This window comes from Sporosarcina ureae (assembly GCF_002109325.1).
In the GTDB taxonomy this organism is placed as follows: Bacteria; Bacillota; Bacilli; order Bacillales_A; family Planococcaceae; genus Sporosarcina; species Sporosarcina ureae_C.
In genome coordinates, this window is record NZ_CP015348.1 from 1,389,678 (window position 1) to 1,402,126 (window position 12,449).

The following is a 12,449-nucleotide window of genomic DNA, read 5'->3' on the forward strand; positions in this document are numbered from 1 at the left end:
AGGATTGCTTACATAAATGTCCGTACGGGTGCTTGAGTGAATCAGGCTGAGATAGCAGAGGAATCCACTGCTGACCGTTAATCTGATCTGGGTAATGCCAGCGTAGAGAGCGTAATCGATGGAATTATACAGGAATCTCTTTCCTTCCTCGGCCGTCTGCTCTTCAGACGGCTTTTTTGTATAGACAAATAAGAAGGAGTGGAAGAGTTTGAAGAAATTAAAGTTTACCGATATTTTGATCACGATCATGATCGGGGTAGTATTTGGTGTATTGATGAAGTTTTGGGACGATTTATATACCGTCGTCAAACCGATTCTCCCCGTTGCACGTCAATTGATTTACGGCATGTGGTTCATGGTGGGACCGTTCGCCTTTTTACTATTACGTAAGCCCGGTACCGCATTGATCGCAAGCATTGCAGGCGCTTCCTTGTCTGCATTCGCAGGACATGGGATTGAAGTATTGATGTACGGGTTCATGCAAGGTCTTGCTGCAGAATTACTATTCGCCGCATTCCGATACAAGCGCTACACGATAGTAGTCGCTGGAATGGCTGGTATTGCTTCTTGCCTCGCGAGTTTCGGACTCGATTTGGTTTACGGCTATGCAGCACTTGAAACATGGGCACTTATAGTGAAATACGGGTTACGTGCAATTAGCGCATTCATCTTCACAGGTATTTTTGCTGTATTAATTGTTAAAGCGATTGAAGCAACCGGCGTGACATCTTTAATCCGCCCTGTTGATAAGAAAGAATATACTTTGCTCGATCAGTAAACGCGGAGGAATGATTCAACTATGCCTAACATCAGTGTTACCGATTTACGACTGAAGTTTCCCGGAGAGAATTCACTGGTTTTTAAAGATCTTTCTTTTTCCGTTCAGCCTGGTGAAAAAGTGCTCATGCTTGGACCAAGCGGCTGTGGTAAATCTACTTTACTGCAAGTACTGAGCGGAATTATCCCGCATTCCATCGAATTACCAATGAAAACAAAAGACATCCAACTGCCTGACTCATGGGGATTTGTTTTTCAAGATCCTGAAACGCAGTTTTGCATGACCTATGTCGATGAAGAACTTGCATTTGTTTTGGAAAACCTTCAAGTACCGCGTGAAGAGATGGCCCCTCTTATAGTGGAAGTGTTGAAACGCGTGGACTTGAATTTAGAAAACGTTCATACACCCATCAATGAAATGTCTCAAGGCATGAAACAACGACTAGCTTTGGCTACAGTGTTATTACTTGAACCCGACGTATTATTTCTGGACGAACCTTCTGCTTTACTTGATCCAGAAGGCACGCAGCAAATTTGGTCTGCTATCAAAGCAGCAGCTACAAATAAAACCGTACTCATTGTCGAGCATAAAATTGATTTGATTGCCGATTGGGTCGATCGCGTGGTGCTATTTAATGATCAAGGAGTCATTATAGCAGATGGACCTCCAGACACGATCTTTACAAACAACCAAGAAGAACTGAAGCGCTATGGCATTTGGTATCCGGGGGTTTGGGAAGAATATAAAACGTCCGAAGCATTTCAATCGATGATGAAAAACCGTCAAGCAGTTGCATCTCAAGAGAAAATTCAGATTCAAGACTTTCACGGCTATCGCGGTCAAGCGGAGAAGATTTCTGTCAAACAGGCGACCGTACAGGCTGGTGACTGGATTTCGATTGTTGGAGAAAATGGCTCTGGTAAAAGCACATTGCTTCTATCTCTCATGCAACTACTTCGCACTGACGGTGTCTATGAAGTTAACGGTGTACCGATTGTGTGGAAAAAGAAGAAGCGACAACTTCCTAAAGGTCTGTCGCTCGTTTTCCAAAATCCTGAACTGCAATTCGTGACCAATTCTATTATGGAAGAGTTGACCGTTTCGTTGCACAGTATGCCAAAAACAGAGGCAGATCGTTATGCTAAAGAAATGATACAATTATTCAACTTGCCTGATTCTGTTTCACGCCATCCCTATCAACTATCTACGGGTCAAAAGCGGCGTTTAAGTGTAGCGACTGCTCTTACTCCAGATACAAATATATTGCTACTTGATGAACCTACTTTCGGGCAAGATGCGCGAAATACTTTTGCCATTCTTGAGAAAATAGAGCAATTGCGCACCGAAGGAATGACGATTCTAATGGTGACGCATGATGAGGAAATCGTAGAAAATTTCGCTACTGCAGTCTGGACAGTAGTTGATGGCGTATTACAAACAACTACGTTTTCTGGAGGTGCGCCACATGCTGAATTGGTTCACACCTGAACGGCAAACTTGGTTGTTTCGCGTTAACCCTGCGCTAAAATTCGTAGTGTTTTTCACATTCATGATCATCACACTTATAAATCAAAACTTACAGTTCGCCCTTTGGCAAACAATATTGTATGGGCTGTTGTTTTATGTATTCAGTGGCTATTCACTAAAGAAATTAGCAGTGCTGTCAATTCCTTTAGTCATATCATTTCTATCTACTGGATTGACGATGTTGCTGTTCGGCAAGGGGGAGTCCGTTCTTTGGCAGTTTGGAATTTTCAAGATATCTGAGGAGAGTATCCAACATGCGCTTTTGCTCGGAAGTAAATCCCTATCATTCGGTCTCGTCGGCTTTACGTTTATCTTGACGATCCAACCTATATTATTCTTCTATGCAATGATGCAACAGTTTCGCATGCCATCCAAATACGCGTACAGCTTTATTGCGGCATTTCGTTTAATACCGGCTGTTACTGAAGAACTGCAAATACGCCGAAACGCGTTAAAGGTGCGCAACGTCCAATTTTCAAGGGGAAGTAAAGGGCTATATGAGCGATTGCAAAGTTACACTGTCCCCTTGTTTGCACAAAGCATTCGCCGTGCACAACGGATTGCTGTGGCAATGGAAGCAAAGCAGTATCAAATGGGAGCCGCCAGGACATATTTTTATCCTACTCGGTATACGCATATGGATGTGGTGTTTGTAGCTGTAATGATTCTTGGCTTTGCTGTCACTCTATTTTTATCGAGCAGTGGGTTGTTAACGCCTAGATGACATCTATTGATGATGAGTTATTATAGTAAAAGGAACATGATTACTCGATCAATGGTAAGAAAAATCATCAACTTCCTACAGAAAAGCGCAGATCTGAGAACGCGAAGAGTACTAAAAAACTGCTACAGCGTAAAGATTTGCTGTAGCAGTTTTTTATATAATTTATTTAATTATCGTGACTGAGCTATTCACATGCTTAATTACCTTTTGACTAGTACTGCCCATAACTAATTTCTGCAGTGTATTCAAACCACGACTACTGAGTATGAGATGATCAATTTCATTTGTATTTACATATTTAATGATTTGCTGTTGCGGATTTCCTTTTAACATCGTCACTTCGGCATCTATTCCTTTATCCTTTACTAACTTCAATGCAGATTGTATCTTCTTCTTTTGATACATAGCAAGACTGTTAGGACTCTGTTTTAATAACCGTTCATCTTCTTTGTTATAATCAATAACATGGATCAACTCAAGTTTCGCTTCAGAAAATTGTTGCATTAACATCAACGCATAATCCGTTGCACGCAATGCATTTTCTGAGCCGTCTACCGCCACAGCAATCTTCATGATAAAACCTCCCAAAACTACTTTTCTAAATTCTTCAATTGAGATTTTCTTTTGACTTCTTTCACCAGCATAAGACTCCATTGCCATGTTATATACCCATTTTACTGACGATGTAGTCCAGTAAAATGGGTATCTATACTCAACAATTCAAAACCCATTCTACCAATTACATAATAAAAAGCCAACTATCTGCTACTAATACAATACAAAATTGTAAATGAAGTGAAAAAAGCCATATGAATCCAGTAATCCAGACCTTTATGGCGACTCCATTTATTTTACGATCGTCACTGGACAATTCGCCTGTTCCATTACACTGCGGCTCACACTGCCTAATGCCATTTCCTGCATTAAATTCATTCCACGGCTACCAAGCACTAATTGTTCAACTTCTTCTGTTTGTAAATGTTTAATGATTTCCACATCTGGCTTTCCCCGTAAAAGCTTGACAGTCGTTTTTACTCCGGCCTCTTCTGCCATTTCCACTACAGGTCTAACTAGTCGATCTTGGTATAGGGATAAACTTTTAAGATTTTGTAGTAGAAGTTGTTCTTCTTCTACTTTGTTATAATCTGTTACGGAGATCACTTCCAGTTCTCCATCAGGCGTATTTTCTAATAGTGTTAGCGCATACTCAGCTGCACGAATCGAATGATCAGAACCATCTATAGCTACAGCAATTTTCATTTAACCCACTCCCTACTATTTCGTATACTTTCTACTATTAGTATATATCAAAAGTTCCAATTATTCAGTGTTCATGTCGTTCATCTTATTTAACTACACTAGAAGGATATGCTTACCACTATCGAATTTCCCTATACGATAATAAATTTATAAAACGCCAAAAACGTTAACTCTCATTATAAGAGTTAACGTTTAGTATCTTAGATTACATTACGCGAGCAACAAACGATTGGCCAATAATCGACCCCGTACTGTAATTCCAGCCCAAGCTGCAAGAAATGCTTTGATAAAGCCACCAATTAAAAATGGAACAAAACCGGCCATAACAGCAGCAGTCCATGATAGCTCAGCTATAAACTTCAACCACACTGTACCAAATGCCAATGCAACGAACATCCCAATAATATTGGCGATGACTGCGTTAGGCAGCTTAAAACTTGTACGTTCCATATAATACCCCGTAATGAAAGCTGTTGGAATAAAGCCAATGAGGAATCCGCCAGTCGGTCCAAAAATCACACCTAATCCTGAAGACATGCCTGAGAATACCGGCATCCCTACTGCTCCCATTGCTAAATATACTAATACAGAAATCGTTCCATAACGTGAACCTAAAATCGTTGCCGCTAAACCAACTGCAAGTGTTTGTCCTGTAATCGGAACTAATGGTAACGGAATAGTTAACTGCGCCATGATCCCGATAATGGCTGCGAATAATGCTGTTACAATCATCATCTTCAATCTGTTTCTCGTATCTAACATATCTGAATTCCCCTTTATGTAAACACTCTTTTTTATTATGTTGACTCTAATTTTATCGTACGTCATTCTCTACGTCAACACATTTCTAAAAGGTGTTTACTCAAAGAGTCTATCTTTACATCTATCGTTTATTCTGCAACATATTTTTTGCCACAGACGGTAATAGACCGCCATGCAAGTAAGCATCTTTTTCCATAACATTATCGATTCTTACTGTAACAGGAAAACAAACTACTTCTCCGTTTGTCCGAACAGCGTGCATATCACAACGTTGTCCCGGTATGAATGCATGATCATCTATTTTAAGCGTGTAGATTTCCGTTCCTTCTAAACTAAGGGTAGATGCAGTGAAGCCTTCGGCAAACTGAATTGGCAATACGCCCATACCAACAAGATTACTGCGATGGATTCTTTCAAAACTTTCAGCAAGAACGACTTTCACTCCGAGTAATGACGTACCTTTCGCAGCCCAATCTCTTGAGCTTCCTGTTCCATATTCTTTTCCAGCCAGCACAATCAGGTTTCTATTCTCTACTTTATAACGTCGTGCCGCTTCAAATATACTCACTTGTTCATTCGTCGCTTTATGAATAGTAAAACCGCCTTCCACGCCAGGAACAAGTTGATTGCGAAGACGGATATTCGCAAACGTACCACGCATCATAACATGATGATTCCCCCGACGTGCACCGTAATTATTATAATTACGCGGGCTAACCCCATGTTCAGATAAATACTTACCTGCTTCACTATTCAATGATATGTGACCAGCCGGTGAGATATGGTCTGTCGTAATAGAGTCTCCTAACATCAGAAGCGGAAGCATCTCTTTTGTGTTTTTTTCAATAGACAATTCATCAGCTTGATCAAAATACGGCGCGCGTTGAATATAGGTTGACGATGCATCCCAATCATACAATAAACCTTCTGCAGCAGAAATTGATTCCCATGTTTTATTCGAATAAATACTAGCATACTCTTCACGGAACAGAGAAGCCGTCACAGTTTCTGATATTATATTTTCTATAGATTCTGCTTTAGGCCATAGATCTGCTAAGTAGATAAGTTGATCATTCTTCCCAACACCAATTGGCTCCCGATTGAAATCAATATCAATACGGCCTGCCAATGCAAAAGCTACTACAAGAGGCGGTGAAGCTAAATAATTTGCACGGATCTGTGGATGGACCCTACCTTCAAAGTTGCGATTGCCACTTAAAATGGATGCTACTACGAGATCATCTTCAGTAATGGCTTTTTCAGCTTCCTCCAGTAACGAACCACTATTCCCACAACACGTGGCGCAACCATATCCATCAACAAAAAATCCGAGCTTTTCAAAAGAAGATAGTAAATCTGCTTTTTCCAAGTAACGTGTGACCACACGCGAACCTGGAGTTAGCGTGGTTTTAACGTAAGACGGAACACGCAACCCCAAATCTGTAGCTGCCTTTGCTAGTAAACCTGCTGCCACCATAACAGATGGATTCGATGTGTTCGTACAACTCGTAATGGAAGCCAAAACAATGGAACCATCTTGTATAGCTCTTGTTTTAATACGTTGTTTACCATAGCCACCTTCATTTACTGGTCTCTTTAAAACATCTTCAAATGAATGCTTCATATCAGCAAGAGCTACTGTATCTTGCGGTCTTTTCGGTCCACTGACAGTTGGAATAATCGTACCTAAATCTATCTCGATAACTTCTGAAAAAGTTGGCGGTGTAGTTGTTTCCTCCATGAATAGACCTTGGGCACGTAAATAACTTTCAATCAATGGCACCTTATCCTCACGACCCGTTTGACGGAAGTAATCCATAGTTTGTTCATCTGTCGGGAAAAAGCTCATAGTCGCACCATATTCCGGTGCCATATTGGATATTGTTGCTCGATCGGTTACAGGGATATGACGCAATCCTTCTCCGTAAAACTCCACGAACTTTCCAACAACACCGTGCGCACGTAATCTGTTCGTCATCGTGAGCGCAAGGTCTGTGGCCGTTACCCCGTCAGTCAATGAACCCATTAACTTCACGCCAACTACATCAGGTATCGTGAAATAAAGAGGTTGCCCTAACATAGCAGACTCTGCTTCAATTCCCCCAACACCCCATCCAACCGTTCCAATTCCATTAATCATCGGAGTATGCGAGTCTGTTCCAACTAATGAATCCGGATAAATCCATTCCACTTCATTTACTAATTCCGTTCGGATACCTGTCGCTAAATATTCAAGGTTCACTTGATGAACGATGCCATTAGCAGGTGGTACGACATGAAAATTTTCAAAGCTTTTCTGCGCCCATCGTACAAATTCATAACGCTCTTGATTGCGCTCATATTCTATGGACAAGTTTTTCTCATATGCCAATTCATCCCCAGAATGTTCGATGATAACGGAATGATCAATTACCAAGTCAACTGGAATCTGTGGATTGACAAGGCTAGGATCACCGCCTTTTGAAGCTACCGCATCACGCATTGAAGCCAAGTCAACAATAGCGGGAATTCCTGTGAAATCTTGAAATACAATACGGGCTGGTTTGAAGGGCACTTCTTGTCCTACACTACCTCCACGCCAATTGGCCAAGGCAACTATATGTTCATCGGTTATGTACTGGCCATCTTCATGACGTACTGCTGATTCAAGCAGTAAGCGAATAGTGAATGGGAGTTGCTTGATAGTGGAAAACCCTTGTTCTTCTAGCTTTTGCAATGATATATACTGATATCGTTTTCCATTGATTGTCGTTTCATCTCGAGTTGATTCACGATACCCACTATTTTTTTGTTCCATTATGATTTCCTCCTAGACATGGTTTCTTATATTTCTAGTTCATGAATAAAACATCATCCAATATCCATAAATCGAAGCAAGTACAACGAGGAACCAAATAATAAAAGCCCCTGACCCAAGACGCAATAAATCTCGCTTATTGAAATACCCGTACTCATAACTGATTAAATGAATCGGTGATTGCGTAATCAAAGTAAATCCTGGTATTCCAATTAAAAATACGCCCATTGTTAAAAACAATGGATCATGGGTAGGGAATGCTTCGCCGATTGCAAGAGTTACAGGTAACATGATTGTTAAAAACCCCAGTACGTTAACGAAAAACAAACGTAATAATGCAGTCATTAGCAATAGTAACAGCGTCACCGTAAAATAAGAGTCCATGGATAATAGCTCGATTAATTGTTCAGCAAACCATTTGACAGCTCCTGTCTTGATGAGCAGATTGGATAACATCAAAGTTGCAGCGAAGAATAGCAATAGATCCCAGCCAATGCGCTTCTTCGCCTGTTCCCATTGCCAAATTCCCGTTACCGGAAGCACTGTCAAAATCGCCCCGAATAATGCCACAAGTGAAACAGAAAACCCATGTAAACTGCCGGTCATCCATAGCACGACGGTAGTGCCAATTATCGCTAACACTTTCCATTCATTCACAGACATTTTTCCAAGTCCAAGTAGTTTCTCTTCAATCAACCCTTCTAGTTCCGGACCATCGATTCGTTCTGGAGGGAAGACTATAAGAAAGAGTAAGAACAAAAAGAACATAAAAATCACTATGGGGGGCCCCATGTATAAGAGCCACTGTACATAGTCAAGTCCTACCGTTACATCGCCGAGTAAACCGTATGCGTATAATGTTGAACTCGCCCCTGTCGCAACGACAGCACCTGATATCGGAACAATTAGCGTCAAGCCAATAAATAAAGACTTCGCTAGTCGCTCCACGGATCCCATCTTCTGCAGATGCTTGATAATACTATCTAGCACTGAAGACACTAAACTTGCCTTCCCGACATTGGATGGAATGAATAAAGACAAAATGAACATCAGTACAAATGAAAAGAATACTAGCAAGCGACTCGAACCTTTAGATAAAGAAAGCAGTTTGAGCGAGAGCCTACTAGCTAGGCCAGATTCAATAAATGCACCTGCTAAAATAAATGTTGAAAATAACAACCATACAATCTCAGATGCAAAGTAACTCAGCGTTTCTTCATAGGTAAAGAAATGGACAGAAAGCAATAACATCAATAACAAAGAACTGAATGCTAATGGAAAGACCCCACCAATCCAAAGAACTTGGATAATGATGAGGCACGCAATAGCACGTATTATTTCCGATGTTTCCGTGACAGGAAGAAACGTCACGATATAAAGTAAGACACTAAAGCCAAATAACAGTCGTTTTTTATTAGTCATCGTTTTCATATACTCTCTTACATCATTTCGCTACTGTTTTTTTCAGCTTTACGATTCTTCATCCATGAAGACAAGAACGGGAAGCCTAGCGATACGATCGTCATGATGACAAGCGCAATTGTAATAGGTGATGCTGTGAAAATGCCCACCACATTCGGATAAGAAATTAAACTCATTCTAAAGTTTTGTTCCATATCGGATCCGACAATTACTGCCAAGATCAATGGAGCCACAGGGAATCTCAGCAACTTCATGAACAAACCAACAAAACCAAAGATGATTAGAATGAGGAAATCCACTGTGCTGTAACCTAGTGTATAGGTACCGATAAATGCCAGCATCATAATGACAGGATATAGGACACGTGGCGGTGTATCCAAGATCTTCACCAAAATCCCAACAAGCGCAATGTTCAAGATGACTAGGAATAGGTTTCCAATGAACATACTGTTGATAAACGTCCAGACCATATCTGGATTGTTTTCAAACAATAACGGTCCCGGCTTTAAACCTAGCATAACAATTGCACCGAGGATAACAGCAGTCGTCCCTGAACCTGGGATTCCCATTGCTAGCATTGGAATAAATGCTCCAACAGCCGCTGCGTTATTAGATGATTCAGGTGCAGCCAATCCTTCAATTGCTCCTTCGCCAAACTCTTCAGGATGTTTAGAGATTTGTTTTTCCATTGAATAACTTAGCATAGACGCAATTGCGCCACCTGCCCCTGGAAGTACACCGATTAAGAAACCAACCGGACCGTTACGAATAATCGGCCACTTTGATCGTTTCCATTGTTCTTTCGTAATCCAGATTTTACCGACTGACTTTTTCTTTCCTACCGGTTTATTAATGGATAAGAAGTTATACAACACTTCTCCAACCGCGTAAATTCCAATAATGACTACGAGGAAATCTACTCCTTCACTTAGATGGACATTCCCCATCGTGAAACGGTAAACGCCGGTCTGTAAATCGATCCCGACTGTACTGATCATTAATCCAATACACATCGAAATAAAACCTTTCACCATTTGCCCTTTTGCTAGCGCAACAATCGCTGATAGTGTAAATACCATCAATAAGAAATATTCTGCTGGACCAAAACGCAGAGCAAAACTGGCCAGTGGCTTAGCTAAAATAATAAATCCAACAACTGCAATCAAACCACCAATTAACGAAGCAATCGCGGAAATCGCAAGCGCTTGACCCGCTTGACCTTTTTGGGCCATCGGATAGCCGTCAAACGTAGCAGCAATTGCTGACCCGTCTCCTGGTGTGTTCAATAAGATCGAGCTTCTCGAGCCACCGTACATCGCACCGTAATAAATTGCGGCCATTAAAATTAACGCACTCGTTGGCTCCATTCCAAATGTAATCGGAATCAGCAAAGCGATCGCGGTAGCAGGTCCAAGACCCGGTAACATTCCAACGACTGTTCCGAGGAACCCGCCTAGTGCAATCCAGAATAAATTCATCGGTTGAATTGTTGTCATAAAGCCATCTAAAATGGCTTGTACATCTATTCCCATATCGGTTCCTCCTTTAAGGTAAACTTACCTGCAACAGCGTTCCAAATGCATACCATGTAATAAACGAAAATGCTACAGCGATAATAATGTTTGACATCCACTTCTTTCGTCCATTCAATAAGAATAGAAGTCCGCCGAGGAACAGTATTGTTGAAAACAAAAACCCGATCCGTTCAAAAAGAACTGTGTAAATCAGCATTAAAACTAATGACGCTAGCAAATACATGGGTGACTTGCCTAAACGTAATGCACGAAAGTCTAGGAAGTCATTGCCGCGTGCTTTGAATTCTTGAAAGAAATAGACGATCCCTGAAAGGATTAATATAATAGCAATCATTAATGGAAAATACATGGGACCATTCGGATTTCCAAGGTTGGACTTAGGTAAATTAATCGCACTGATCAGCATGATAATACCAATAACAGTTGAAAGTATCGGGGTTATGTAACGAACCATACGGCCGTTCCTCCTTCTTATAGTGAATCAAAAAAGGGAGCCCACCAAAGTGGGACTCAACCTATTTTGAATTACTTATTTTTGTAATCCAGACTCCTCAATTAAATCCGTGTACATATCTGTTTGCTCTTTTAAAAACTCAGTTGTTGCATCGCTATCTTGATAAAAATCTTCCCAGCCATTGTTTTCTAATAGTTGCTTCCAAGAATCCGTACCAACCATTTTACCGAATGCTTCATTCCAGAACGCAATTTCTTCTTCTGTCATGTCCGGAGGTCCAAGAATACCTCTCCAGTGAGGGAATACTACGTCTACGCCTTCTTCAGTCCAAGTGGGTACATCAGGTAGTTCTTCTAGGCGCTCGTCCGCTGTAATCGCAACAATCTTGAATTTACCTGCGAGATGTTGTTCAGATGACTCGGAAACCGCCATTGTTGCCGCATCTACGTGGCCACCAAGCAAGCTTGTCATAACATCTCCGCCGCTCTCATATACAAGGAAGTTCAATTTCGTAACATCTACACCAAATGTTTTCGCTGCTTGTACAAATGACAAGTGGTCATTGTTACCGAGACCCGGTGCAATACCGATCTTGACTGAAGCTGGGTCTTTCTTCAATTGCTCCATCAACTCTGTGGCTGTTTCGTATGGAGAGTCATTTTTGACTGCTACAGAAATCCACTCTGTCGTTAATGTTGCAAGCGGTGTGAAGTTTTCATACGTTAGATCACTTTGTCCAAGTAAGTTATTCGTCACCAATAGACTAGAATCGATTGCTAACGTGTGTGCATCTTTCTTAGACAGATACTGCCAACCTACTTCGCCATTCCCCCCTGGTTTGTTGATGACTGTCATGCTCTGATCCACAATGTCTTCCTCTTTTAAAATCTTTTGAATCGCACGTGCTGTTGCATCCCATCCGCCACCTGGTGTTGCAGGTGCAATGAACTCAAGATTCTTTTTTGGGAAATCAGCCTCGTCTTTCCCCCCCGCATTATCTGATGAACAAGCCCCGAGAATTAATGCAAACGAAAGTGTTGCTGCACCTAATATTCTTTTCATACTATTTCTCCCCTTTTTCTGATTTACTATCTACAAGTAGTGTACTTGGAAACTCTCCATATGTAACCGTTTACAATTTTAACAATTCAAAAGACTTTAACTTCATTTTGTTCATAAAGTTCATAGAA

Annotated in this window: 11 protein-coding genes and 1 riboswitch; of the genes, 3 read left to right on the forward strand and 8 right to left on the reverse strand. The window is 41.1% G+C overall.

Annotation, left to right across the window (positions count from 1 at the left end; translation table 11 throughout):
* Positions 1-14: 14 nt before the first annotated feature.
* Positions 15-126, forward strand: a riboswitch (TPP riboswitch).
* Between the two features lie 82 nt (positions 127-208).
* From SporoP32a_RS06970 to SporoP32a_RS06980, 3 genes are read left to right on the forward strand one after another with little or no spacing between them, the layout of a single operon-like run.
* On the forward strand, positions 209-778 hold the full coding sequence (locus tag SporoP32a_RS06970; RefSeq protein ID WP_255396880.1) for an ECF transporter S component: 570 nt from the start codon (positions 209-211) through the stop codon (positions 776-778).
* Between the two features lie 21 nt (positions 779-799).
* A complete protein-coding gene (locus SporoP32a_RS06975) occupies positions 800-2,266 on the forward strand; it encodes an ABC transporter ATP-binding protein (protein WP_085427246.1) in 1,467 nt (488 codons plus the stop codon).
* Positions 2,244-3,029: an energy-coupling factor transporter transmembrane component T family protein gene (locus tag SporoP32a_RS06980; protein ID WP_085427247.1), complete on the forward strand. Its 786-nt coding sequence runs from the start codon at positions 2,244-2,246 to the stop codon at positions 3,027-3,029. The genes SporoP32a_RS06975 and SporoP32a_RS06980 overlap by 23 nt, the downstream gene beginning before the upstream one ends.
* A gap of 162 nt (positions 3,030-3,191) precedes the next feature.
* On the opposite strand, the gene SporoP32a_RS06985 is transcribed toward SporoP32a_RS06980, so the two are convergent.
* From SporoP32a_RS06985 to SporoP32a_RS07020, 8 genes are all read right to left on the reverse strand, one after another.
* Positions 3,192-3,602, reverse strand: coding sequence for a universal stress protein (locus SporoP32a_RS06985; protein WP_085429013.1), 411 nt, complete (start codon positions 3,600-3,602; stop codon positions 3,192-3,194).
* Positions 3,603-3,875: 273 nt separating this feature from the next.
* The gene (locus SporoP32a_RS06990; RefSeq protein WP_085427248.1) at positions 3,876-4,289 is read right to left on the reverse strand and encodes a universal stress protein; all 414 of its coding nucleotides are present in this window, start codon (positions 4,287-4,289) and stop codon (positions 3,876-3,878) included.
* A gap of 210 nt (positions 4,290-4,499) precedes the next feature.
* A complete protein-coding gene (locus SporoP32a_RS06995) occupies positions 4,500-5,051 on the reverse strand; it encodes a biotin transporter BioY (protein ID WP_085427249.1) in 552 nt (183 codons plus the stop codon).
* A 121-nt stretch (positions 5,052-5,172) separates the two neighbouring features.
* Entirely contained in the window at positions 5,173-7,848 is a 2,676-nt protein-coding gene (gene acnA, locus SporoP32a_RS07000; protein WP_085427250.1) for an aconitate hydratase AcnA, read from the reverse strand.
* Between the two features lie 39 nt (positions 7,849-7,887).
* Complete coding sequence (locus SporoP32a_RS07005) at positions 7,888-9,279, reverse strand: SLC13 family permease (protein ID WP_232319607.1); 1,392 nt, start codon at positions 9,277-9,279, stop codon at positions 7,888-7,890.
* Between the two features lie 8 nt (positions 9,280-9,287).
* Positions 9,288-10,802, reverse strand: coding sequence for a tripartite tricarboxylate transporter permease (locus SporoP32a_RS07010; protein WP_085427251.1), 1,515 nt, complete (start codon positions 10,800-10,802; stop codon positions 9,288-9,290).
* 13 nt (positions 10,803-10,815) lie between these two features.
* A complete protein-coding gene (locus tag SporoP32a_RS07015; RefSeq protein ID WP_085427252.1) occupies positions 10,816-11,259 on the reverse strand; it encodes a tripartite tricarboxylate transporter TctB family protein in 444 nt (147 codons plus the stop codon).
* Positions 11,260-11,334: 75 nt separating this feature from the next.
* On the reverse strand, positions 11,335-12,321 hold the full coding sequence (locus SporoP32a_RS07020; protein WP_085427253.1) for a tripartite tricarboxylate transporter substrate binding protein: 987 nt from the start codon (positions 12,319-12,321) through the stop codon (positions 11,335-11,337).
* Positions 12,322-12,449: the final 128 nt, after the last annotated feature.

Coding starts and splice junctions, on each gene's coding strand:
- SporoP32a_RS06990 (WP_085427248.1), bottom strand. CDS start 4,289: ATGAAAATTGCTGTAGCTATAGATGGTTCTGATCATTCGATTCGTGCA.
- SporoP32a_RS06985 (WP_085429013.1), bottom strand. CDS start 3,602: ATGAAGATTGCTGTGGCGGTAGACGGCTCAGAAAATGCATTGCGTGCA.
- SporoP32a_RS07010 (WP_085427251.1), bottom strand. CDS start 10,802: ATGGGAATAGATGTACAAGCCATTTTAGATGGCTTTATGACAACAATT.
- SporoP32a_RS06995 (WP_085427249.1), bottom strand. CDS start 5,051: ATGTTAGATACGAGAAACAGATTGAAGATGATGATTGTAACAGCATTA.
- acnA (WP_085427250.1), bottom strand. CDS start 7,848: ATGGAACAAAAAAATAGTGGGTATCGTGAATCAACTCGAGATGAAACG.
- SporoP32a_RS07020 (WP_085427253.1), bottom strand. CDS start 12,321: ATGAAAAGAATATTAGGTGCAGCAACACTTTCGTTTGCATTAATTCTC.
- SporoP32a_RS06975 (WP_085427246.1), top strand. CDS start 800: ATGCCTAACATCAGTGTTACCGATTTACGACTGAAGTTTCCCGGAGAG.
- SporoP32a_RS06980 (WP_085427247.1), top strand. CDS start 2,244: ATGCTGAATTGGTTCACACCTGAACGGCAAACTTGGTTGTTTCGCGTT.
- SporoP32a_RS07005 (WP_232319607.1), bottom strand. CDS start 9,279: ATGAAAACGATGACTAATAAAAAACGACTGTTATTTGGCTTTAGTGTC.
- SporoP32a_RS07015 (WP_085427252.1), bottom strand. CDS start 11,259: ATGGTTCGTTACATAACCCCGATACTTTCAACTGTTATTGGTATTATC.